This window comes from Pararhizobium sp. DWP3-4 (genome assembly GCF_049898205.1).
Taxonomy (GTDB): Bacteria; Pseudomonadota; Alphaproteobacteria; order Rhizobiales; family Rhizobiaceae; genus Pararhizobium.
In genome coordinates, this window is sequence record NZ_JAFCXF010000013.1 from 73704 (window position 1) to 96792 (window position 23089).

A 23089-nucleotide genomic window follows, 5' to 3' on the forward strand; every position below is an offset into this window, starting at 1 on the left:
GCGTCTTATTCCTCGTAAAGCGCTCGTAGCGTCCTCAACGTCTGTCTGAGGATGGCGGCTGGGACGGTACCCAGGCGTTTGACGAGCCGTTTTTTATCGAGTGCGCGGGATTGTTCCAAGAGGATAAGCTCATTGACGCCCTGAAAGGTGACAGGGACCCGAAAGCCTGCTGGGTGGCCGCCGGACGTCATCGGCGCTACGATGACGGTGCGCAGGTGGTCGTGGATTTCAGCTGGTGAGATGATCAGGCACGGCCGGGTTTTTTGAATTTCGCTACCAATCGTGGGATCGAGTGCTGCGAGCCAGACCTCACCGCGCGTCACCATGTCAGAGCAGCATCGTCTTCATTGCCAAATTCAGGCCATTCGGGGATATCGTTCCCAGACGCAGCCAGTTTCCTGGCATCCTCGGCCCAGCCCTGGCGAGGTGGATTGATCACACGCTCAATGACGATCCGCCCAGCTTCTACCTTAAGCTCAACACTGTCGCCGGCTTCGACGCCGAATTCGACGAGAAGCGGCTTGGGAATGATGACACCTGCCGAATTGCCGAATTTTTTCACCGCGCTCAACATCGCACTTTCCCGCTCGTTCGGTTGACGTATATCATCCAAACGGGGTCGTTACAACAATGTGATAACGGGTAAGGGTGCGGGAGTTTTCGGCCATGCAGCCAATGAGGAGGCCGGACCTTGTCCGGCCTTCACTCGTAATTAGCGCTGGCGGGCCTTGCGGGCGGCATAGCGGCGATCGCGTTCGGCCTTGCGTTCGGCCTCGTCGGCGACAACGCGGGCAATGCGGTCACGGGCGGCTTCTTCGCGGGCGATGGCTTCAGCGCGGGATTCCAGTTCAGCGGCTGCCGTCAGTGCTGCAGCTTCAGCGAGCTGGCGCTCGTTTTCTTCCTGCTTCAGGCGGTCGCGTTCGGCGCGGCGGGCTTCGCGCGCAGCCGTATTGGCCTGCCGCTCGGCGAGCTTGGCTGCCAGTTCCGGATCGTCAGCCTTCGGTGCCGATGCATACTTCTTCAAAAGCTGCTGCTTGGCTTCGGCTGCGGCTTTGCGCCGATCGGCAAAGCCATTATCGGATGCGTGTCTCAATCTTCGTCGTCCTTGTTTGCGGATTTATGGTTGGTCGTGATGGCCGGGACAGAAAGCGTCGCCGTGCCAGCCGACATAAGTCTCGTTTCGCATTTTGCGCTTCCCCAAGATAGAGTGGATGCAGCAAAAAAATAGATATGCGGCGGACTTTTCTGTCCTGTCTTAATAAGACTGAATGATAACAGCCATATGGCGGCTGGGAAAGCCTCAATAGAAAATCAGCGTTTTGTTGACTTCTCTGATGCCGCAGCCTTGGCGGTTGCCGCAGCTTCTTTTTCCAGCCGCAATTCGCGCAACCGCAGTGTCTTCGCATCACGCGCGGCGGCGACCGCATCGATTTCCGAGATCGTCCGGGTGCGGGCCATGAACTGGGTCTGTGTACGGCTGAATGCCGATTCCGCCTGATCGCGGATTTTTGTCGAATTTTCGGTCAAAATCAAATCCTGGTGCTGTCGCACCGGCGCTTCGCCCAGATCGTTCTGTCGAATACGGTGCGCATAGTGGCTGTTCAGCCAAGAAAAAAGGCCAGGCGATTTGCCTGACCTTCCGTTGGATATTGCCTCGTCAACGATGCCAGTACATCCGTGGTCACCGGAGAGGCTCAATCCGATTTAGGCAGCCTGGAGCTGGCAAGCGGACATTTTGCCCGACTTGTTGTCGCGTTCCATCTCGTAGCCGATCTTCTGGCCTTCGACGATTTCGCGCATGCCGGCACGCTCGACAGCGGAAATGTGAACGAAAACGTCCGCGCCGCCGTTGTCAGGCTGAATGAAGCCGAAGCCCTTAGTGGAATTGAACCATTTAACTGTGCCAGTGGTCATAACGAACCCTTTCAATAGCAACATGTATCCGTCACCGTGCGACGCACGGAGAACATTAGTCTCGATTTTTGAAGGGGAAGTTCGTCAGAGACGCGTCGAGCGCGGGCAGAAACAAATATCAGTCAAACAACTATCGATGAACGTTGATATAGGCTGTCCTCTCCAGCTTGTCAACTTTTAGTTTTTCCCGCATTTCATGACCATTCTTTAGATTGCAATTATTTCTTCTTCCCGCGCCTTCAATAATCCCGCAGACCATCTATCCGCAGCCCCGCGCGCTTTCCCTGTTTTGATGGCCGGCGCGACAATCCACGCACAATGATCAGTGTTTCCTTGAACAGTAATTTTTGACTGTTCAGCAAATGAAGACAATGCGTGCAGCTCTGCGTGTCTACCGTTCTTGAAGAAATGGGCACATCTATAACGGCGACACGAAGCTCATCTCGGGCAGAAAGGGACCAGATCATGATCACTCAGATCAAAGGACTGCATCACGTCACCTCGATGGCGGCAGACGCCCGTACCAATAACCAGTTTTTCACCGACACGCTCGGCCTGCGACGGGTCAAGAAGACCGTCAATTTTGATTCGCCCGATGTCTATCATCTCTATTACGGCGACGAGACCGGCACTCCCGGTTCGGTGATGACCTATTTTCCGTTCCCCGACATGGGGCCTGGCCGTCCTGGAACCGGCGAAGTCGGCACCACGGTTTTCTCCGTTCCCGAGGGCTCGCTCGATTTCTGGAGCGACCGGCTGTCTCAGCGCCGCGTTTCGGGGATGAAGGCCGAACAGGCCTTTGGTGAAAAGCGCTTGAACTTTGCAGGGCCGGATGGCGACGGTTTTGCCTTGGTGGAGGTCCGGGATGACAAGCGTCCGGCCTGGACCGCCAACGGAGTGTCTGAAGATCACGCGATCCGCGGCTTCCACTCGGTCGCCATGCGTCTTCGCGACGAAGGGGCTACAGTCGAGCTGCTGAAGTTCATGGGTTACGAGGCGCTGGACGCCAGGGATGGGGTCACCCGGCTGATCGTGCCAGGCGGCAATGGAGCAGGCCTGATCGATCTTGAAACCATGCCGAACATCCAGCGCGGCCTGCAGGGCGCGGGCTCCGTGCATCATGTCGCCTTCTCGGTCGAAAACCGGGAAAAGCAGCTGGAAGTGCGCAAGGCCCTGATGGATACCGGGTATCATGTCACACCGGTGATCGACCGCGATTATTTCTGGGCGATCTATTTCCGCACGCCGGGCGGCGTCCTGTTCGAGATCGCCACCAACGAACCGGGTTTCGACCGCGACGAAGATACGGCACATCTGGGTGAAGCACTGAAGCTGCCGCAGCAGCACAAGCACCTGCGGCCCATTCTGGAGCAGCAATTGCAAAAGCTCGAAGGCTGAGGAGAAATACTATGACCGATTATGGCTATGTGCACCGCCTGAAGGCCGGTGCGCCCGGAAATCCGATCTTCTTCGTCCTCCATGGAACCGGTGGCGACGAGCGGCAGTTCTTCGACTTCGGCAGCGATGTCCTGCCCGATGCGACGATCGTCTCGCCACGCGGCGACGTGTCGGAACACGGGGCGGCGCGCTTCTTCCGTCGTACCGGCGAAGGCGTCTACGACATGGCCGATCTCGCCCGCGCGACCGATAAGATGGCGGCGTTCGTCAGCACGCTGGCGCAGGAACACAAGGCCTCTGAAGTGATCGGCCTTGGCTTTTCCAACGGCGCCAACATTCTCGCCAACCTGCTGATCGAGACCAGCCTGTTCGACAAGGCGATCCTGCTGCATCCGCTCATTCCCTTCAAGCCGAAGGACAATCTGGCGCTTTCAGGCAAAAAGATCCTGATCACCGCCGGCCAGCGCGACCCGATCTGCCCGGCTCCGTTGACGCAGGCGCTTGCCGATTATTTTGCCGCCCAGAAAGCGATCGTCGAAACGGAATGGCACACAGGCGGACATGACATCCGCCCGAACGAGGTCGAGGCGATCAAGCGGTTTCTGGGGTGAGGTTTAGCTTACCTCCCCCTTGAGGGGGGAGGTCGCAGCGTAGCTGCGGGTGGGGGTGATCACTGCGAACGCCATAAGCAATAGCATATGCCGCAGGTCACCCCACCCCGTCGCTTCGCGCCGACCCTCCCCCTCAAGGGGAGCGTATTCTCAATATCCCTTTGCAGCCCCCGAGGTCGCGCGGCTGTCCATCGCGCCGTTGTAGCGGGCGCCGCCGCCCTCTTCGATCTCCGCCAGATTTTCCCCGCCGACGAGGATGCCGGCTGCCTGGCCCCAGACCGGCCAGCTGGCATCGATCCCGACATCATGGCCCATTTCCGTCAACAGTTTCAGCGTATCGGACGAGAGAGCAAACGGTTCCATATAGACCTTGTCGGGCAGCCATTGATGATGGATGCGCGGGGCGTCGATGGCTTCCTGCAGGCTCATGCCGTGGTCGATGACGTTGATGATCGCTTCCAGCGTGATGGTGATGATACGGGCGCCGCCGGGGCTGCCGATGACCATGAACGGCTTGCCGTCCTTGGAGATGACCGTCGGGCTCATCGACGACAGCGGCGTCTTCTTCGGTTCAATCGCGTTGGCCGCGCCCTGGACCAGGCCGTAGAGATTGGGCGAACCGGGCTTGGAGGTAAAATCGTCCATCTCATTGTTAAGCAGGATGCCGGTTCCAGGCGCCACGACGCCGGCGCCGAACGAGCCGTTCAGCGTATAGGTGACGGCAACGGCGTTGCCATCGTTGTCGATGATCGAATAGTGCGTCGTCTCGGTGCTTTCGCCCATGCCCTTCGGCATCAGGTCCTTTGAAATCCCCGCTTTGAACGGATTGATCTTGGCGCGGATTTCCTTGGCATAGGCCTTGTCGGTGAGCTTTTCGACCGGGTTTTCGACGAAATCCGGATCGCCGAGCGCTGAGTTGCGGTCGACATAGGCATGGCGCATCGCCTCGACCATGGCATGCACGGTGTCAGCCGAACCATAGCCGAGATAGGAGATCGGGTAGCCTTCCAGCACATTGAGGATTTCGCAGATGATCACGCCGCCCGAACTTGGCGGCGGCGAGGAGGCGATCTCGTAGCCGCGATAATTGCAGGTCACGGGCTTGAGTTCGCGGACCGAATATTGCTCGAAATCCGCCTTAGCGAGAATGCCGCCGGTGGCAGCGCTCGCCTTGACGATATCGTCGGCAATGGCGCCCTTGTAGAAGGCGTCGGGGCCTTTTTGCGAAATGCTGGTCAGGCTTGCGGCCAGTTCCGGCTGGACCAGGGTTTCGCCGATCGAAAAGGTCTTGCCATCCGGCTTGAGGTAGATTGCGGCGGCGGCTTTGTCCTTAGACAGTTTCTTGGCGCCGTTCTGCAGCGAGGCGACGTCGCCCTGGTCGAGCACGAAACCGTCCTTGGCGAAACGGATGGCGGGCGCCAGCAACTCTTGCCGTGACAGCGTGCCGTATTTTTCACGCGCCGTCTCGAAGCCCATGACCGAGCCCGGAACGCCGACGGCCAGATAGCCGGCGGTACTGGCACCTTTGACGATCTCGCCCTTATCGTCGAGATACATGGTCTTGGTGGACGCGAGCGGCGCGCGTTCGCGAAAGTCGAGGAAGGTGGTTCTGCCGTCCTTCAGCCGGATGGTCATGAACCCGCCGCCGCCGATATTGCCGGCCGTGGGGTAGACAACGGCCAGCGCATAACCGACGGCAACCGCCGCATCGACGGCATTGCCGCCCTTCTTCAACACCTCGACGCCGACATCGGACGCGAGATGCTGAGCGGTGACGACCATGCCATGCTCAGCCTTGACAGGCTCGGGCGAGGCGGCGAGCGCTGCTGACAATGGCAAGAGGGCAGTGGAAACGATAAGCGCGGCAAGCGCGCCGGTACGGGGCAGAGGCAGCATGGTGTTCTCCCGGTTCCGGTTTTCGGAGCAGCCATCTTTGCCGAGATTGGCCGGCAATGCCAGTCTTTGCTGATGCCGCTCCAAGATCGAATATCGCCGAGGCTTTCTTTCGCGCGCTATCGCGGCGGAATCACCTTGCCGGGATTCATGATGCCGTTGGGGTCGAGCGCCGTCTTGATGCGGCGCATGACGCCGATCTCGGCCTCGCTGCGGGAATGGTCGAGGAAATCGCGCTTCAGGGTGCCGATACCGTGTTCGGCGGAGATCGAACCCTGGTATGTGCGGACGAGATCATAGGCGATGGCGTCGATTTCGTGCAGGTCGTGCTCGCTCGGTGTCTCGGTCCAGACCGCCACATGCAGATTGCTGTCGCCGACATGGCCGAAGAACGAGACATGGGCGGCAGGAAAGCGGGCGAGCAGCGCTTTCTCGCAATCGCCGGCGAAATCGTCGAGCTGACCGACCGGCAGGCTGACGTCGAGATTGATCAGGCCGGGCAGCAGATGATCCATCATATGACCTTCGCGCACCGACCAGAAGGCACGGGCTTCCTTTTCCGACTGGGCGACCAGCGCGTCGGTGACGATGCCGTCGTCGAAGGCCTGGCCGAGGAACGCCTCGAAACGGTCCTTGTCCTCATCGCTGCCATCGACATCCTGCTCGATGATGACAAAAAACGGATAGGCTTTGTCGAAGAACATCAGGTTGAGCGCCTCGGCGTTGAAGCGGAAATAGCTTTGCCACATGGCCTCGAAGGCCGACAGGCCGGAAAGCCCGCGCTGGGCGGATTTCAGCAGCGAGACGACATGCGCATAGCTTTCGATGGCGCACAGCGCCGTCAGCCGAGCGGCAGGCAGGGGACGCAGGCGCAGCACGGCGCGGGTGACGACGCCCAGCGTGCCTTCCGAGCCGATGAACAGCTGGCGCAGATCGTAGCCGGTATTGTTCTTAGTCATGCGGTTGAGCGACGACAGCACGGTGCCGTCGGCAAGCACGGCCTCGACGCCGAGCACGTTGTCGCGGGTGACGCCATGGCGGATGACGCGGATGCCGCCGGCATTGGTAGAGATATTGCCGCCGATCTGGCAGGAGCCACGGGCGCCGAGATCGATCGGCAGCAGAAAACCGGCAGTTTCCGCGACCAGCTGTGCCACTTCCAGCGGCGTGCCGGCCAGAACGGTCATGGTGCCGGCGGCCGTATCGACGTCCTCGACGCCCGACATGCGCTCCAGCGAAATCGCGATATCGCCGGCGCGCGCATTGGCGCCGCCTGCAAGACCGGTGAGGCCACCCATCGGCACGACGGGCTGGCGGTGGCGGTCGCAGATGGCCAGGGCGGCCGAGACTTGTTCCGTACTTGCGGGACGCAGCACGGCAAGCGGCAGAAACCTGCCGGTGCCGCTGGCATCACTGCGGTAGCGGCCACCGATGGCATCGCCGGTGAGCACGACGTCTGTGCCAAGGGCTTCGATCAGGTCGTCGATGACGGTCATGGTTCTGGTCTTCGCTTCAGCCCTGCCGGGCACTGAGAGGGGCGGGCGCATAGAGGAAGGCGGGCAGCTCGGCGACTGTGCGGCAGCCGAGCTGGGCCATGGCGCCGGACAGTTCGGCCTTGAGGATATCAATCAGGTGATCGCCTCCAGAAGGGCCCATTGCAGCGCTGGCAAAGACGAAGGGGCGGCCGATCAGCACGAAATCGGCGCCGAGCGCCAGCAGACGCGCCACGTCGAGGCCGCAGCGGATACCGCCGTCGGCAGCGATCAACGCATCGGGACCCAGCGCGCGGCGGATTGTTGGCAGGACGGAAACGGCGGTAGGCGCTGCATCGAGCTGGCGGCCGCCATGATTGGAGACGATCAGGCCGTCGGCACCCATGGCCAGATAGGCCTGCGCTTCCGAAACGTCGAGCACGCCCTTGATCAGCAGCCTGCCCTTCCAGGCATCGCGGATGCGGCGGACACGCTCGGCGCCGAGATGACCGGTCATGACGCGGCCGACGAATTCCGCTGACTGTTTCAGCGACGAGCCGTTGGGATAGTAAGGCGACAGGTTCTCGAAATCGGGAATGCCGTGGCGCAGCACATGGCTTGCCCAATGCGGATGGGTGGCGATCTGGAACATCGTCTTCAGATCGAGGATCGGCGGCACCGACATGCCGTTGCGGATATCGCGTTCGCGGCGGGTGGGCGCGGGGATGTCGATGGTCAGCACCAGCGTCTGATAACCGGACCGGGCAGCACGCGCGATCATGTCGGCTTCCATGGTGGGATCGTTGGGCGGGTAGAACTGGAACCAGCCATTATCGCCGGTGATCGGTCCGATGGTTTCCATGGCGCGGTTGGCGAAGGTGGAGAGCACATGCGGAATATTGTGGGCCTTGGCCGCCTTGGCCAGCGGCACTTCGCAGCCGGGCCACAGCAAACCGGCAAGGCCAAGCGGGGCAACGCCGAACGGCGCGTCGAACCGTTTGCCCAACAGCGTGACGCTGAGATCAGGCGAGGGCGCTTCCGAGAGATAACGCGGCATCAGTTCGATCGTGTCGAAGCTGTCGGCATTGCGCCGGACGCCGCTTTCCCGGCCAAGGCCGCCGATCAGATAGTCATGCACGAGCCCCGGCATGCGCCGCGCGGCCGCCTTCTCCATATCGGGGATGCAGGGAAAACGTCTGTGAAGGTTTGTCATGCTTGGTCCGGATGCTCCTCGATTCGGTGGGGACTTTAGCGGCTTTAAAGGGATGGCGGAAAGGCCCTGAGAGGCCCTGCTTGCAATCGTTCAAGACGGCATCCTTCGTTCCCATGCGGCTCCATTGCATTGTGCCGGTATTCTGCAAGCCCGCATTTAGGCAGTGCCACTATTCGATGGTTCGGTGCCTGACCCGCGGAGAAGATAGAGGCCGTAGAGGGGGAGAACCGATGCCAGAATGTAGAGCTCTGTAACGCTCCAAAGCTGGCCGCCGGGACTGGCATCAAGCATGAATATGCAGAAATCCCAGCCCGCATGCAGCAGGATCACCGGATAGAGGGAACCCGTCCTGATTCGGACGGCAATGAACAAAACACCGAGGCAAAAGGTGAAAATCGCTTGCGGGATTGCTGCGATGAAGCCCGTCGACAACCCATTCAGCAGATGGACAAAACCGAACAGCAGGCTGGAAATCAAGACGGTTGACCGGATCGAGCAGCGCGACCGTAATGCTTTGAACAGGATGCCGCGGAACATCAGCTCTTCGGAAATACCGATCAGGAGAGTGTTGATAAAGATGGAGGCCGTGACACCTGGGGCAGGAACACCGAACAACATCATCACGCAGCAGAAAAACGCGATGTGGACCAGCGGTAACCACAGCACAGACAGCGATCGTATTGAGACCGGCGCATTGAGCCCGAGGTCGTTCCAGCGGCAGATGAATGAAATACCCAGGAGGAAGACGATCGCAGCGACAAAGGCTGTGTGCACGCCCTGGCCAAGCGGATCGGTGCCGGAGCCATTGAAACCGGCGCCGATGGCGCCACCGATGATGGTGATCGCGGTCCATACCGCAAGGACAATCAGGGACAAGCCCAATCGGTTGTTCGCTATGCCCATCGGCTCACCTGTTCCTCGCATCGCTTTCCGGCGGGCTGCTACGCAAGCTCCGGACCTGGCTCCTATCGCCAAAGTCACCGCCGGTGGAAGAGTGCGGTGCATGTTCAGCCTCTTGTCAGGTGAAACGTTGAGAGAGGCAAGCGGCATCTGTCGCCACGTAACGAAGGACTTTTACATGGTTAGAATTCCACGCGCTATCCTGGCTACCATCGCAGCCACTGCTTTGACGTTCATGGCTTCTTCCTCCTGGGCCGACACGACGATCAAGGTTCTTGAAAGTGGCGAGGGCGGCGGCGCAATGTCTCTGAAACTTGATCCGGCAATTGCCAGCCCCGGCCCGGTTACCTTTTCCGTCCACAACGATGCCATCTCCGAAGAGCACGAAATGGTTGTGGTGAAGCTCAAATCTGCGGATCAGAAGATCCCCTTGATAAAGGCCAAGCATCGGATCGATGAAGATCAACTCAAGAGCATGGGCGAAGTCTCCGACTTGAAGCCGGGCGCCAGCGGCGAGCTGAAAGCAAACCTGAAACCTGGAACCTATCTTGTCTTCTGCAATCTCAAAGGGCACTACGAGGCCGGTATGCAGACGATGCTGACGGTGAAATAAACACCGAAAACGAAGCAATCTGGCAATGTTAAAGCCTCGAGTGGCATTTTCGGTCATTGCAGCCGGCATGTTCTCCCGTCGATGCGGAGACTATGCCGGCTGATCAGATGAAGTATTTACGCTGCTTCCCTGACCAGCGCCTGAGCCATGCAATGAATGCCGCCGCCGGTCTTGGAGATTTCGCTCATGTCGATGGCGGCGACCTCAAAGCCGCGGGCGCGGAGTTTTTCGATCAAGGTTGTCGATGATGTCGGGGCAATGACCCGGTCTTTTCCGAGCGACATGAGGTTGCAGCCCAGCGCCATCGTGTCCTGGAAGGGAACGTCGATGATTTCGTGGCCCTTGGCCTTCAGCCAATCGACTATGCCAGGCTCGGTGCAGGCAAGGCAGACGGCCGTCAGCTTGGGAGCGATCGGCACGACCATCAGGTCGATATGGACGTAATATTCGTCGATGAAGGCGAGGCGGGTTTCCCAGCCCTCCTTTTTGAACCAGTCCTCGACCTGGCGGGCGCCTTCCTCCTGCGTGCGGGCGCCGCCGCAGCCGATCAGCACGACGCCGTCCTCGATGACGTTGAAATCGCCGCCCTCGAAGGTCCCTGCCGTCACCATGTCGTAGATCGGGATGCCGAGCTTTTCATAGGTGCGGATGGCGGCGTAGTTTTCGCCGCGCCGCCACCAGTTGGCCATGGCGGTGATGATGGCGCCATAGGGGGTCATGACGCTTGAATCGCGCGAATAGACCTGCATCGGCAATTCCGGCGTCGGTTCGTGCCAGTGGATTTTCACGCCGAAATGCTCGTAGGCCGAAACCAGCTCCTTGTGCTGCGATTGCGCCACCTGAATATTGCAGGGAGCCTCGCGCAGGTGCTTGCGCGACAGCGAACTGGTCGACAGATGCCTGAGATGCGCCGGCGAACCGAGCAGGACGTCGGTCAAAGGATCGGTTTCATTCTTGAAGCCCCAGCGGGTGAGCGGCGCGGTGCCGCCCTTCGGGTTGCGGCGCTGAAGCGAAAAAGGCTCGTTGAACTGCATGATCATGCCTCCGGGGTTGCGGGTTTGGGGATCCACCAGTCGCGGCCACGAGCTGTGGTCACATATTCGGGCCAGCGGAAATGGATGGGTGGTTCGTAGTCGCAAAGCGGCGGGATCCATCTGGATCCGCCTATGCCGCCGCCGGTGCGCTCGATGAACTCGGTTTTGGCCGTTTTGCGAACGGTATCGTCTTGCAAAAGCCGGACAGCCGAGAGGGCAATGGTCTTTGCGGCGCAGAGCACGGTCGGGTCGATGGTGGCGGGTATGCCGCCAAGCGCATTGGAGACCCAGACGGGATAGGTATAGCCGGGCGGGGCTTTCAGCGCCGGGCGGGCGATGTAGAAGCGGGCGGTCGGGGCGTGCCAGCTCATGTCGGTGTAATCGTCCGAGGTGGAATTGAGCTGCGATGGGGCCAGATCGCGCCGCAGGATGGCTTCAGCGTCCTGCGGGGCAATCAGTTTTTCCATCTCGTCGATGAATGGATGGTCCATTACTTCCACGCCGAGATTGGTCTGGATTTCGCGGGCGGCGGTCTTTGCCGTCTCATCCCAGCGCGGCGGCCCGACGGTTTGAAGGGCGTCCCAGACGAGGTTGGCCATTGCGTGGTTGGCAAGGCCCGGGCGGGATTTCGACACCCAGTGGCGCTCGTAGCGGCAGCCGGTCATGGCGGCGGCGGCATTGGCATTGCGGTCGAGCACCGAGGTTACCTGCTCGGCCATGGCGATGGTCGGCACGCGGATCATATACTGGATTTCGGCAAGGCCGGCCGGCAGGTTGTCGGCGGTTGCTTGGCCCGCCGTCAGGATCGCCTCGCTGATCGACCAGCCGCCCTGATGGGTGAGCATCGAGTCCCGCAAGGCTTTGGACGCCATGTACATGGTCATCAGCGCATCGTTGGCGCCCGGTGCGCGCACGGCGGAATGCGATTGCGGGATCGGCGCATCGTCGCTGCGGCCCCAGGCTTCCGGCTGGTCGCAGACGAAGCGGTAGATCATCGAATAGGCCGCACCGCAGTGCGTGTCCCAGCGCACCGTATTGCACATCGGCAGCATGTAGAACGGGTGGAAGGAGAACATGCCGTCCAGTCCGTCATAATAGCCCTTCGCCGCATGGATCGGCTTGGAGCCGCGTACCTTTTCGGCTGGTTCGCCGGTGAAGCGCAGGGTGCCCTTTATGTCATGCCGCTGCATCGCCGCCTTGGTGGCCAGCAGGCCGCCGAGCGAACCGATGCCGAGCGCCGAATGCGGGTCGGTATGGCCGCCAGCCTCGAAGCTCAGGTTTTCACGCGGCTCTCTCCGTGTCGTTGCCGCCTGGCAATTGCCGGGTACGGCGTCGTATTCTGCGTACATGCCGATGGTGGGGCCGGGACCGTTGCTCCATTCGGCGCAGAAGGCTGTCGGCATGCCGGCCGAGCCTTCCTCGACGGAAAAGCCCCGTTTGCGCAGCAGATCGACATACCAGGCGGCGGATTCATATTCGCGCCAGGCCGTTTCGCCGAACGAGAAGATCCGTGCCGTCCAGTCCGACAGGTCGGCCCGGAGGGTCTCGACATAGGTCAAAGCAGATGTCTGGGCGGCGGATATCGGCACGGGGGCTTCGTTTCGCTGGAGAGATCGGCTGAGCTGCTGCAGTCAGTTAAGCGCCGATCCGATCTTCGAAAAAGTGAAATGTTTTCCCGCCTTCGACAAATTAAGTTCGCCAATGCTCAAAATCCGGACTAGCCTTCGGTTAGATCAGGAGGGCGCCTATGCAGAGAATTCCATCGACACAGGCTTTGCGTGCGCTGGAGAGTTTTGCACGCCACGGCACGGTCTGGAAGGCCGCCGACGAGCTGAACCTGACGCGCAGCGCCATCAGCCATCAGCTGCGTCTGCTGGAGCGGGAACTCGGCTTCCAGATCTTCAATCGGGTCGGTACGCGGATCGAGCTGACCGAGCAGGGGCTGGGATATGCCGCCGATATCAGGCAGGCGCTGAACGCCATTGCCGGGTCGGCCTCGCGCCATGCCAGCCGCGGTGTCAGCGGCGCGATCACCGTCAGTTGCCCGCCGGGCTTTGCCTCCAACTGGCTGTGCAGCTATATTTCGCATTTCCGCGACGCCTATCCGGACGTTCGCATTTCCATCGTCACGCCGCGCCGGCTCGACGATATCAGCAACCCCGATGTGGACGTGTTCATCGCATTCGGGACGGGCAACTGGCCGTCGATGCAGGTGGAACTGATCATCGAGGTGGAGTTTGCGCCGCTGTGCAGCCCGGTATTGCTCAACAAGATCGGCGGACTGAACGAGCCGAGCGATATCAAGAAGATGTGCCTGCTGCACCTCACCGATTACGAGGACTGGGAGACCTGGCTGGCGCTGGCGGGGGTCGATCAGAGCTATGCCTCGACGGGCATCGTGTTTTCCGACATGAACCTGGTTTTTGCCGCCACGCTGTCGGGGCAGGGCGTCGCCGTCGGCGACCGTTTCACCTGCCGGCATGCCATGAACAGCGGCCAATTGGTGCAGCCGTTCGATATCAGCATCAATTCCAGCCGCTCCTATTATCTGGTGACATCGGAGGCGAAAGCCGACAACCAGGCCGTCGTGGCTTTCAGTTCATGGCTGCGCTCGCAGATGCTTAAAAATGACGCAGATGCCTAGCCGTCCGCCCATGGATCGGGCGGGTTTTGGCAAATTATATTTGTCCAAGCGGGGAAAAGATTTCGTTTGTCCTGTTGCTAAAACACTCCTACGATTTCGATGTTGAAAAGGAGCGTCGATGAAGAGCGGACACGAGGCGGCCGAAATCACAGCAAGCGGGATAGGCAAGGCCTATGGCGATTTCCATGCCCTGCGTGACATCTCGCTGACCATCGGCTCCGGCGAATTCCTGACGCTTCTTGGACCTTCCGGCTCCGGCAAAAGCACGTTCCTGATGATCCTGGCCGGCTTCGAAACGCCTTCTTCGGGAACCCTTCGCAAGAACGGCGCGGACATTACCGGCATTCCCGCCGAAAAACGCGCCTTCGGCATGGTCTTTCAAGGCTACGCGCTGTTTCCGCATATGACGGTCGAGCAGAACATCGCCTTTCCGCTGCAGGTTCAGGGACGCCCGGACAACGATATCAAGCGCAGCGTCAATACGATCATCGATCGCGTCGGGCTGCGCGGACACGAGAAGAAGCGGCCGTCCGGATTGTCCGGCGGCCAGCAGCAGCGTGTCGCCCTGGCGCGCGCCCTGGTGTTCGAACCCTCCGTTCTTCTGCTCGACGAACCGTTTTCAGCGCTCGACAAGAACCTCCGCTCCTCGATGCAGGAAGAAGTCCGTCGGCTGCATCAGGAGACCGGGACCACCTTCGTTTTCGTTACCCACGACCAGTCCGAGGCCTTGGCGCTCTCGACCCGCATCGGCATCTTCAATCACGGGCAGTTGCAGCAATTGGGCACGCCGAAGGATGTCTACGAGCGGCCGGCCAACCGCTTCGTGGCGGAGTTCCTCGGCGACGTGAACTTCCTGTCGCTGTCTTCGGTGAAGGCCACGGCTGATGGGGCAGAGGGATTGTTCGAGGGACATCCGATGCAAATCTCGGCGCCCGGCCAGGCCGTCAGCGAGCATTTCGCCATCCGGCCAGAACATATGGTGATGTTCGAGCAGGCGCCGGAAGAGGGCAATATGCTGAAGGCCGAGATTGGCGAAATCACCTATCTGGGAGCGGAAACGCGCTTTGGCCTGAAGACGCCGGGCGGCATCGATCTGGTCTTGCAAATGCCGACGCGCGAGGTGAAGAGCGCCTTCCAGCCGGGGCGGCAGGTCTGGGCCGGATGGCCCGCCAACCAGGGTTTCTTTCTGTAAGTGCTTTGCAGTGCATGACACGAGCGACGCCGATAAAGGCGCGCCGCAAAAACCAGAGGAGAACGGCATGAGCGAAATATTGGCAGATGGCGGCATGTCCCGCCGCAGATTCACCCAGCTGGCAGCACTGTTTCTGTCGGTCAGCCCGATCGCACTTGGCGCGACGCGCGGCTGGGCGGCGGAAGGCGAACTGATCTTCGTCAACTGGGGCGGCGATGCCGGTCCGGCTTACGACAAGGCCTATGGCGCGCCCTTCAAGGAAGAAGCCGGCATCACTGTGAAGCAGGACGGCTCCGGCCCGACGGAAGGTGCTGTCGCGGCACAGTTTTCAAGCGGCAAGCCGGCCTGGGATATCGTCGATATCGATCCCTTTTCGGCAGAAGCGCTCGGCAAGAAGGGCATGATGGAGCCGATCGACTATACGATCGTCGATAAGACGAAGATGCGCGAAGGCTTTGGCTGGGAGTTCTCCGCCTCGACCTATTTCTTCTCCTATATCATTGCCTATGACGCCTCGAAATTCGGCGACAAGGTGCCGACCGGCATGGCCGATTTCTTCGACGTGGAGAAATTCCCCGGCAAGCGCTCACTCTACAAATGGGGTGCGGGCATGTGGGAAGCGGCGCTTCTCGCCGACGGCGTCGAGCCGGCCAAACTCTATCCGCTCGACCTTGAGCGCGCCCACAAGAAAATTGCCGCCTTCAAGGACAACGTGGTTTCCTATTGGGGCGGCGGCGCCGAAAGCCAGTCGGTGCTTCTGAACGGCGAAGCCTCGATGGCGTTGATCTGGTCGACCCGCGCCGGGCTGATCGAAAAGGATTCCGGCGGTTCGATCAAGTTCGTCTGGGACCAGGGCCTGATTTCGCCCGGCGCCATGGGCGTGATCAAGGGCAATCCGGGCGGCAAGGACAATGCGATGAAGTTCATCGCCTCGGCGCAGGATCCGAAGAAGCAGATCATCATGTTCGAGATGCTTGGCCAGGGCCCGGCAAACCCGGCCGCCGATGCGCTGCTGACGCCGGAACAGGCGCGTCTGAGCCCCGTCGATCCGGCCAACATGTCCAAGCAGATCGCGCTCGACATGGCCTGGTATGAGACCAATTACGGTCCGGCGCTGGATGAGTATACGAAGATCATCTCGGCTTAGACGGCCTTCTTTCTCTTCTCCCCAGCGGGGAGAAGTGCCGAGTGAAACGAGGCGATGAGGGGGCGGCAAATTCAGATCGTGCCGCCCCCTCATCCGGCCCTGCGGGCCACCTTCTCCCCGGCGGGGAGAAGAGGGAGCCTGCCGCCTCCATCGTACTAAGCTCGCATCCAGAAAGGAGAGCCGCCATGAAATCCGACAAATTGAAACCGGCGCTCCTGCTTGGCCCCCTCGTGCTGTTTCTCGGCCTTGCCTATCTCGTGCCGTTCCTTGGCGTCATGCAATGGAGCGTCACCCTGCCGGAACCCGGGTTTTCGCAATATGGCAAGGCGGTCACCGATCCGTTGATCCAGTCGGTGTTTTTCCGCACGTTCCGCATCTGTCTGATCGTCACCGTCTGCGCGGTGACTGCGGCTTACGCGATTGCCTATGTCTGGGTGCGCGGCACACCTGCGCAGCGGCTGGTGACGGAACTTTGCATTCTCATTCCGTTCTGGATTTCGGTGCTGACCCGCGCCTTCGGCTGGGTGGCGCTTTTGTCCAATCGCGGACTGATCAACACCTGGCTGCAAGCGGCCGGCATCATTTCCGAGCCGCTGACCATGGTGCGCAACGAGTTCGGCGTCGTGCTCGGCATGGCGCATTTTCTCATTCCGTTTGCGGTGTTCCCGATCGCCTCCGCCATGCGCAGTCTTGACGAGCGCGTATTCTTGGCCGCCCGCGGCATGGGCGCATCGCGGCTCAGAATCTTCTGGTCGATCTTCGTGCCGATGACGCTGCCGGGCATTCTCGGTGCCGGGCTGATGGTCTTCGTCTTTGCGCTCGGCTTCTTCATCACACCGGCGATCCTCGGCGGCGGCCGCAGCGTCATGATCGCCGAGCTGATCTACCTGCGCCTGTTCCAGAGCCCGGACTGGGGGCTGGGTGCTGCCATCAGCGTCATCCTCATGCTGATTGTCGGCGCGCTTTTGATCCTGATGCTGCGGCTGGTGCGGCCAAACAAGATGCTGGGTTGAGCCGATGTCGATGAAACCCACGCCGATTGCCGTTTTCCTCGCCTTTGCGGTCGCGTTGTTCCTGCTCCTGCCGCTGATCGCTGTCGTGCCGGTGTCGTTCACCCCGGCACGCTTCCTGTCGATGCCGGCCGATGTCTGGTCGCTCCGGCACTACCAGGCGCTGCTCGACAATCCGGCCTGGCTGCAGAGCATCTGGCTCAGCCTGCGCATCGGCATCCTGAGTTCGGTGATCGCGACACTTTTGGCACTGATGTTCAGCCTCGGCATCTGGATGTTCCGGCCGTGGTTCGGCAGCCTGCTGTTCGGCTTCGTGCTGTTGCCGATGGTGGCGCCGCCGGTGGTCTCGGCGATCACGCTGTATTTCTTCCTGACGACGCTATCCAAGGTCAACGATGTCGTCGCCTATGATACCTGGGTGGGTGTCGCCATCGCGCATGCGGTGATGATCGCGCCGTTTGCGGTTGTCATGGTAACGGTTGCGCTTGCGCAGGTGGACCGGCGGATCGATCTGGCCGCGCGCGGTTTCGGCGCCTCCGTCAACCAGCGGATCTTCAAGATCATCCTGCCGAACATCAAGTTCGGCGTGTTCACCGCCTTCTTCCTCTCCTTCGTGCTCTCCTGGGAGGAGATCGGCGTGACGCTGTTCATCACCAGCGTCGATGCGGTGACCCTGCCGCGGATGATGTGGATGGGGCTGCGCGACAATATCGATCCGGCCATTGCCGCGATCTCGGTGATCCTGATCGTCATCGTCATCTCGGTCATCCTGGCGAAGACCGCTGTCACCTTCAAATTTTCCAAGAAATCCTGACGGCGACGTTCGTTGGATATTGCGCGCTGGCAGACTATACAATTGTATAGCAAGAAACGAAAAATAAGAGGTATCCGCATGATCAGCACCGGCATGTATCTGACGAAACTGCTGACATCCTATGGCGTCGATACCGTCTTCGGCATTCCGGGCGTGCATACGGTCGAGCTTTATCGCGGGCTGGCGGGAAGCGCGATCCGGCATGTGACGCCGCGCCACGAACAGGGGGCGGGTTTCATGGCCGATGGTTATGCGCGAGCCACCGGTAAGCCGGGCGTCTGCTTCATCATCACCGGGCCGGGCATGACCAATATCGTCACCGCGATGGGCCAGGCCTATGGTGACAGCATTCCGATGCTGGTGATCTCGACCGTCAATGCGCACGGCCGGATGGGCTCGGGCGAGGGCTGGCTGCATGAGCTGCCCAACCAGCAGGCGCTGGTCAGCGGCGTCTCAGCCTTTAGCTGCACCGTCAACCGGCCGGAGGACCTGGCGCCGGCTTTGGCGCGGGCCTTCGCGATCTTCGACGGCGCCCGGCCCCGCCCGGTGCATATCGAGCTGCCGATCAACGTCATGCTCGCTTCGGCGGAGCACCTGACCGTGCCGGAAAATCCTGTTCGCCTGTCGCGACCTGTTGGTGACGCCGGCGGATTGAGGGCAGCGGCAACATTGCTGGACGGTGCGAAGGCACCGGTCATTCTGGTGGGCGGCGGCGCAATCGGTGCGGCGGCGCAAATCCGCGCGTTGGCGGAAAAGCTCGATGCGCCGGTGGTGATGACCACCAATGGCCGGGGCATCCTGCCGCCGGGGCATACGCTGGCGGTCAACCTTTCGGCGAGCATGCCGGCCACCCGCGCGCTGATCGAGGCGGCCGATGTGGTGCTCGGCATCGGCACGGAGCTCGGGCCGACCGATTACGACATGTATGAGGACGGGCTCTTTTCCATTCCCGGCGCCTTCATTCGCGTCGATATCGATCCGGCGCAACTGATGCGCACCCGCGCACCCGAAATCGGCATCGTCGGCGATGGGTCGCGATGTGCGGCGGCTTTGCTGGATTTGGTCTCAGTGGGGTCGCGGGAAGGGGCTGCGCGGGCAGCGCAAGTGGAAACTCTCGTTCATCGCGACGTTCCGGCCGCTTTGCTCGACGACCTGATCATTCTCGAAACGATCCGCGATACCTTGCCGGGCGTGCTGATCGCCGGGGATTCGACCCAGCTCGTCTATGCCGGCAATACGGCCTATGAGGCGGCCTCGCCCGGTTCCTATTTTAATTCGGCGACCGGTTACGGCACACTCGGCTACGGCCTTCCGGCGGGCATCGGCGCCAAGATCGGACGGCCGGAGCGGCCGGTCGTGGTGCTGGCGGGAGACGGCGGCCTGCAGTTCTCGCTGGCCGAACTCGCCTCGGCGATGGAGGCGAAGGCGCCCGTCATCCTGATGCTGCACGACAATGGCGGTTACGGCGAAATCAAGTCCTACATGGTGTCGAAAAACATTCCGCCGCTCGGCGTCGATCTGCACACGCCGGATTTCATCGCCATCGGCCGGGCCTATGGCTGGCACGCGGAGCGGCTGGAGAGCTTCGAGGCTTTGAAACCAGCGCTAGAAGCGGCGCAGGGGAGGGATATCCCGACCATGCTGGTGTTCGGCGACCCCTTTCGCGCCCAGGCGGCAGGCGGCAAGCGTTAACCGGACCGCCAGTCACTCGGCCGGCTGCACCCGGGCACGCGATAGTGCGGCATAACCGCCGGATGTCAGAAGGATGATGACGCAGACATAAATGTCTGCCGTCATGGTGAGCCCGACCGCCCGCGACAGGAAGCCGGCCAGGATTGCGGGAATGCTGAAGGCCAGATAGCTCTGGACGTAATAGGCGGACAAAAGCCCGGCGCGCTCCTCCGGCTTGGCCAGCGGCATGATCGTGCTGACAGCGCCAAGGAAGCAGGACCCAAAGCCGGTCCCGGCGACGATCGTGCCGGAAAACAGCAGCGCCACAAAACCGGTGTGGACACCGGCGACGACGATCAACAGCCCGGACAGCATCGTAAAGACCCCAAACGTCAGGTTGGCGCGGGCCGGCTTCTGCCGCCGGAAGAAGACGGCGAGTGCGCCGCTGAGGGTGAGCGCTGCAACCGTCAAACCGCCTGTCATCGGTGAATGATTGCCGGTGGCGGCACCAACCAGCGACGGCATCAGCGACAGGTAGAAACCGCCGAGCGACCAGATCGAGATATTGATCGGGGTGATCGCCATCAGCGACGGGCGGACCTGCGGCGGCACGCCGACATGCGGGCGCAGCGATGCCAAAGCACCCGGCTTCGATTCGGCTGTTTCGGGAACGCTCCAGACGAAGACGGCCTGTGCCAGCAGAGCGGCGAAGAGGAGGAGATAGACCAGACGCATCGGGTCGGGCGCAAACTGCACAAGTGCGCCGGCGCCGAGCGCACCGACAGCCATGCCGAGCAGCGGCGAAATGCTGTTGACGATCGGGCCTGACATCTTGTTGGCATCGACCAATGCCGCGCCGATGGCGCCGCTGGCAGCGCCCGTAGCGATACCCTGAACGATGCGGGCCGCGATCAGCCAGGAGGGGCTGTCGGCCAGCATGAACAGAAGCATGGAGGCTGCCTGCAGCAGGATGGCGGCGAAGATGACGGGGCGGCGGCCGATATGATCGGACAGCGAGCCGACGACGAGCAGCGTCGTCAGCAGGCTGAACGCATAGACGCTGAAGATGAAGGTGAGCAGGATCGGCGAGAAGTGCCAGTTCTCCTGATAGAGATGATAGAGCGGCGTCGGTGCTGCCGATGCGGCGAGGAAAGTAATTAGCGTTGTCGCATGGAAGCCTAAGGCCCAGCGCCGTCTGGCGCGAGAAAGGCCGCCGGAAACAGGTTCACTTTTGCTCGACATGCGCTATTGTCCCTAAAAGCTAAGATGTTGCGTTAGCTTTCGTAGCGCGGAACAGATATAAAAGCAAATTATTTGCGTTAGTGGTTTTTGCGTGGCGAGTGGAAAGCGGAGATGACGCCGATGAACATACGCGAAAATATCAGGCCGGGCGGGCGCAGCGCCCGCGTGCAGGCCTCGGTACATAAGGCCGTGCGCGGCCTCCTGTCGACGATGGACCGCAGCGACGTGACGATCCCGCTGATTGCCACCGAGGCTGGCGTCACGCCCTCCACGATCTACCGGCGCTGGGGCGACCTGCAGGAGCTGCTTGCCGACGTTGCTGTCGAGCGGTTGCGCCCGGATGCGCCGCCGAAAGATACCGGTTCGGTGCGCACCGACCTGACGCAATGGGCCGAGCAATATGCCGACGAAATGGCCTCCGGCCCGGGCCGGGCGATGATCCGCGACGTTCTTTCCAGCGTCGCAACGGACAGCCGCAATGCCGGAAAATGCTGCGGCTATACCCGCGAACAGCTGCAGGTCATTGCCGGGCGCGCCCGCGATCGCGGCGAAGACTTTCCGGATGTGGAAACGGTGATCGACATGCTCGTCGCCCCAATCATGTACCGCATCCTCTTCGACGACGTGCCGCCGGCATCCGATAAGGTTTTGGGGCTGGTGGAGAGCTTGTTACCGCCGAAGCGGTAGGCGCGTGCACCGAGTGACGATCTATTGACGGAATCTATAGGGAATTGCCGCTAGGGTTGTGACTACGCCGGGGCGGTGTTGTGTCGCCAGACGCGTGCGGGAGTGCCGATGCTGCAGGGCAGGATAGATGCGAAGACAGTTATGACGCAGCGCGATGCATTGACGATCACGCGCATCGTCCGGGTCAATCATGCTGGAGAGTTTGGCGCGATCCGGATCTATTCGGCGCAGATCCCTGGTGTCTGGTTGGTTCTGGCCGGATTGCGTTCCGGCACTCGTCGATATGCTTGAGGATGAAAAGCGTCATTGCACCTTGTTTTGCGATGCCATGCCAAAGCGGAAATCACGGCCATGCCAGATTATGCATTTCTGGAGCTACGGTGGCTGGATGCTGGGGTTTCTGACGGCACTGCTGGGGCGGCAGGGTATTTGGGCGTGTACGGCTGCCGTCGAAGCGGCGGTGCATCGTCACCTTGATGACCAGCTGCATTTTCTGAAAGGGCGCGATCCCGAATTGAGCGACATCATCCTATCCATCCGCGATGAGGAAATCGCACATCTGCGCCATGCTGAAGAGCGGCTGAAATCAAGGAGCGTTGTTTTTGCTGCATTAAGGGGCATCATCTCCGTGGCGACGAACACCCTGATCTGGCTGTCGACCTGGGGGGATTCGACGCGGATGGCATGGGCTTTGAAAACTGATGGCAAGTGACGTTATCCCTGTCTGGGAGCGTCGAGAAATCACCGCATCTTGAAGTCGACCACCCGATGTAATACCTTTGTAAAAACATTCCTTACCGAGGTGCATGATGAGCGCGACAGTGACGACGAAGGGGCAGGTGACCATTCCGAAGCCGGTGCGGGATTTTTTGGGCATCGTGCCGGGGACCCGGGTAGATTTCCAACGCGCGGCCGACGGCAGCGTCGTGCTGACGCGCGCCGACGAAAAACGTCCTGCCAGCCGCTTCAACAAGCTGCGCGGCCATGCCGGCAAGGGCTTGAGCACCGATGCGATCATGGCGCTGACGCGCGGTGACGAGTGACGCTGGTCGATACCAATATCCTGCTCGACGTGGTGACCGACGATCCGGACTGGGCAGACTGGTCGATCGAGCAACTGGAAGCTGCTGGCCTGCGCGGACCGCTTCTCATCAACGACGTCGTCTATGCCGAACTTGCGGTGCGTTACGAGCGGATCGAGCGGCTGGAAGCGTTTCTCTCCGAGGCGGGGATCGAGCTCGCGGCGATGCCGCGCCCGGCTCTGTTTCTGGCCGGAAAAGTCTTTCAGAAATACCGCAAGACGGGTGGGTCGCGTGCCGGTGTCCTGCCGGATTTTTTTATTGGCGCACATGCGGCTGTTGACCGGCTGGACCTGCTGACCAGGGATACGGGCCGGTACCGGACGTATTTTCCAACGGTGAAGTTGATTGCGCCGGATCGGTAGGGGCGTTGGGATTGCGGTGAGGATAGCGACTTAACGAACAAGCCGTCCGGAGTCTGACAATCGTCGAAAGCGCCAGACCCTAACGCGAATTGTTTCCTGTTTTTGGCACGCTTTTGCTCGCCGTCGTCCCGGACTTGTTCCGGGATACAGCCACGGCGCGTCTGCGCCGTGAACAGACTTAACCCAACGT

The 23089-nt window shown here is 61.0% G+C and carries 26 protein-coding genes; 14 read left to right on the top strand and 12 right to left on the bottom strand.

Annotated features, from left to right (window positions below; translation table 11 throughout):
• Positions 1-5 precede the first annotated feature (5 nt).
• The 5 genes from ACP7E6_RS25320 to ACP7E6_RS25340 form a co-directional block, all read right to left on the bottom strand.
• The gene (locus ACP7E6_RS25320; protein ID WP_426232451.1) at positions 6-326 is read right to left on the bottom strand and encodes a type II toxin-antitoxin system PemK/MazF family toxin; all 321 of its coding nucleotides are present in this window, start codon (positions 324-326) and stop codon (positions 6-8) included.
• On the bottom strand, positions 320-574 hold the full coding sequence (locus tag ACP7E6_RS25325; RefSeq protein WP_426232452.1) for an AbrB/MazE/SpoVT family DNA-binding domain-containing protein: 255 nt from the start codon (positions 572-574) through the stop codon (positions 320-322). The genes ACP7E6_RS25320 and ACP7E6_RS25325 overlap by 7 nt, the downstream gene beginning before the upstream one ends.
• A 138-nt stretch (positions 575-712) precedes the next feature.
• The gene (locus ACP7E6_RS25330; RefSeq protein WP_426232453.1) at positions 713-1093 is read right to left on the bottom strand and encodes a DUF6481 family protein; all 381 of its coding nucleotides are present in this window, start codon (positions 1091-1093) and stop codon (positions 713-715) included.
• 218 nt (positions 1094-1311) lie between these two features.
• Entirely contained in the window at positions 1312-1698 is a 387-nt protein-coding gene (locus ACP7E6_RS25335; protein WP_426232454.1) for a hypothetical protein, read from the bottom strand.
• A 6-nt stretch (positions 1699-1704) separates the two neighbouring features.
• The gene (locus ACP7E6_RS25340; protein WP_113242549.1) at positions 1705-1914 is read right to left on the bottom strand and encodes a cold-shock protein; all 210 of its coding nucleotides are present in this window, start codon (positions 1912-1914) and stop codon (positions 1705-1707) included.
• Between the two features lie 465 nt (positions 1915-2379).
• Between ACP7E6_RS25340 and ACP7E6_RS25345 the strand changes: the two genes are divergently transcribed.
• The gene (locus ACP7E6_RS25345; RefSeq protein WP_426232455.1) at positions 2380-3312 is read left to right on the top strand and encodes a VOC family protein; all 933 of its coding nucleotides are present in this window, start codon (positions 2380-2382) and stop codon (positions 3310-3312) included.
• A gap of 11 nt (positions 3313-3323) precedes the next feature.
• A complete protein-coding gene (locus ACP7E6_RS25350) occupies positions 3324-3923 on the top strand; it encodes an alpha/beta hydrolase (RefSeq protein ID WP_426232456.1) in 600 nt (199 codons plus the stop codon).
• A 150-nt stretch (positions 3924-4073) separates the two neighbouring features.
• Here ACP7E6_RS25350 and ggt read toward each other — a convergent pair whose 3' ends face one another.
• The 4 genes from ggt to ACP7E6_RS25370 all read right to left on the bottom strand — a co-directional run bounded on the left by ggt (position 4074) and on the right by ACP7E6_RS25370 (position 9551).
• The gene (gene ggt / locus ACP7E6_RS25355; RefSeq protein ID WP_426232457.1) at positions 4074-5819 is read right to left on the bottom strand and encodes a gamma-glutamyltransferase; all 1746 of its coding nucleotides are present in this window, start codon (positions 5817-5819) and stop codon (positions 4074-4076) included.
• 116 nt (positions 5820-5935) lie between these two features.
• Complete coding sequence (locus ACP7E6_RS25360; RefSeq protein ID WP_426232458.1) at positions 5936-7312, bottom strand: FAD-binding oxidoreductase; 1377 nt, start codon at positions 7310-7312, stop codon at positions 5936-5938.
• A gap of 16 nt (positions 7313-7328) precedes the next feature.
• Positions 7329-8501 (bottom strand): alpha-hydroxy acid oxidase, encoded by a 1173-nt coding sequence (locus ACP7E6_RS25365; RefSeq protein WP_426232459.1) that lies wholly within the window; start codon positions 8499-8501, stop codon positions 7329-7331.
• Between the two features lie 156 nt (positions 8502-8657).
• Positions 8658-9551, bottom strand: coding sequence for a CPBP family intramembrane glutamic endopeptidase (locus ACP7E6_RS25370; protein WP_426232460.1), 894 nt, complete (start codon positions 9549-9551; stop codon positions 8658-8660).
• A gap of 28 nt (positions 9552-9579) precedes the next feature.
• On the opposite strand from ACP7E6_RS25370, the gene ACP7E6_RS25375 reads away from it, so the two are divergent.
• Complete coding sequence (locus ACP7E6_RS25375; protein ID WP_426232497.1) at positions 9580-10014, top strand: copper resistance protein; 435 nt, start codon at positions 9580-9582, stop codon at positions 10012-10014.
• 116 nt (positions 10015-10130) lie between these two features.
• On the opposite strand, the gene ACP7E6_RS25380 is transcribed toward ACP7E6_RS25375, so the two are convergent.
• Both ACP7E6_RS25380 and ACP7E6_RS25385 read right to left on the bottom strand, forming a co-directional pair.
• Positions 10131-11048: a dimethylarginine dimethylaminohydrolase family protein gene (locus ACP7E6_RS25380; RefSeq protein ID WP_426232461.1), complete on the bottom strand. Its 918-nt coding sequence runs from the start codon at positions 11046-11048 to the stop codon at positions 10131-10133.
• A gap of 2 nt (positions 11049-11050) precedes the next feature.
• A complete protein-coding gene (locus tag ACP7E6_RS25385) occupies positions 11051-12637 on the bottom strand; it encodes an amidohydrolase (RefSeq protein WP_426232462.1) in 1587 nt (528 codons plus the stop codon).
• A gap of 158 nt (positions 12638-12795) precedes the next feature.
• Here ACP7E6_RS25385 and ACP7E6_RS25390 point away from each other — a divergent pair, with 158 nt between their 5' ends.
• The 6 genes from ACP7E6_RS25390 to ACP7E6_RS25415 all read left to right on the top strand — a co-directional run bounded on the left by ACP7E6_RS25390 (position 12796) and on the right by ACP7E6_RS25415 (position 19547).
• On the top strand, positions 12796-13692 hold the full coding sequence (locus ACP7E6_RS25390; protein WP_426232463.1) for a LysR substrate-binding domain-containing protein: 897 nt from the start codon (positions 12796-12798) through the stop codon (positions 13690-13692).
• Between the two features lie 118 nt (positions 13693-13810).
• Positions 13811-14884, top strand: coding sequence for an ABC transporter ATP-binding protein (locus tag ACP7E6_RS25395; protein WP_426232464.1), 1074 nt, complete (start codon positions 13811-13813; stop codon positions 14882-14884).
• Between the two features lie 67 nt (positions 14885-14951).
• On the top strand, positions 14952-16031 hold the full coding sequence (locus ACP7E6_RS25400) for an ABC transporter substrate-binding protein (protein WP_426232465.1): 1080 nt from the start codon (positions 14952-14954) through the stop codon (positions 16029-16031).
• A gap of 185 nt (positions 16032-16216) precedes the next feature.
• A complete protein-coding gene (locus tag ACP7E6_RS25405; RefSeq protein WP_426232466.1) occupies positions 16217-17044 on the top strand; it encodes an ABC transporter permease in 828 nt (275 codons plus the stop codon).
• A gap of 4 nt (positions 17045-17048) precedes the next feature.
• Positions 17049-17855: an ABC transporter permease gene (locus ACP7E6_RS25410; RefSeq protein WP_426232467.1), complete on the top strand. Its 807-nt coding sequence runs from the start codon at positions 17049-17051 to the stop codon at positions 17853-17855.
• A gap of 78 nt (positions 17856-17933) precedes the next feature.
• Entirely contained in the window at positions 17934-19547 is a 1614-nt protein-coding gene (locus tag ACP7E6_RS25415; protein ID WP_426232468.1) for a 5-guanidino-2-oxopentanoate decarboxylase, read from the top strand.
• A 12-nt stretch (positions 19548-19559) separates the two neighbouring features.
• On the opposite strand, the gene ACP7E6_RS25420 is transcribed toward ACP7E6_RS25415, so the two are convergent.
• Entirely contained in the window at positions 19560-20768 is a 1209-nt protein-coding gene (locus ACP7E6_RS25420) for an MFS transporter (protein WP_426232469.1), read from the bottom strand.
• 120 nt (positions 20769-20888) lie between these two features.
• Between ACP7E6_RS25420 and ACP7E6_RS25425 the strand changes: the two genes are divergently transcribed.
• From ACP7E6_RS25425 to ACP7E6_RS25445, 5 genes are all read left to right on the top strand, one after another.
• A complete protein-coding gene (locus ACP7E6_RS25425; protein ID WP_426232470.1) occupies positions 20889-21455 on the top strand; it encodes a TetR/AcrR family transcriptional regulator in 567 nt (188 codons plus the stop codon).
• Between the two features lie 141 nt (positions 21456-21596).
• Positions 21597-21746 carry a demethoxyubiquinone hydroxylase family protein gene (locus ACP7E6_RS25430; RefSeq protein ID WP_426232471.1) on the top strand — a complete coding sequence of 50 codons (150 nt, stop codon included), beginning with the start codon at positions 21597-21599 and terminating at the stop codon, positions 21744-21746.
• Positions 21739-22167: a demethoxyubiquinone hydroxylase family protein gene (locus ACP7E6_RS25435; RefSeq protein ID WP_426232472.1), complete on the top strand. Its 429-nt coding sequence runs from the start codon at positions 21739-21741 to the stop codon at positions 22165-22167. The genes ACP7E6_RS25430 and ACP7E6_RS25435 overlap by 8 nt, the downstream gene beginning before the upstream one ends.
• A gap of 97 nt (positions 22168-22264) precedes the next feature.
• Positions 22265-22498: an AbrB/MazE/SpoVT family DNA-binding domain-containing protein gene (locus tag ACP7E6_RS25440; protein ID WP_426232473.1), complete on the top strand. Its 234-nt coding sequence runs from the start codon at positions 22265-22267 to the stop codon at positions 22496-22498.
• Positions 22495-22899, top strand: a complete 405-nt coding sequence (locus ACP7E6_RS25445; protein WP_426232474.1) for a type II toxin-antitoxin system VapC family toxin — start codon at positions 22495-22497, stop codon at positions 22897-22899. Before ACP7E6_RS25440 ends, ACP7E6_RS25445 begins: the two co-directional genes overlap by 4 nt.
• The last annotated feature ends 190 nt before the right edge of the window (positions 22900-23089 follow it).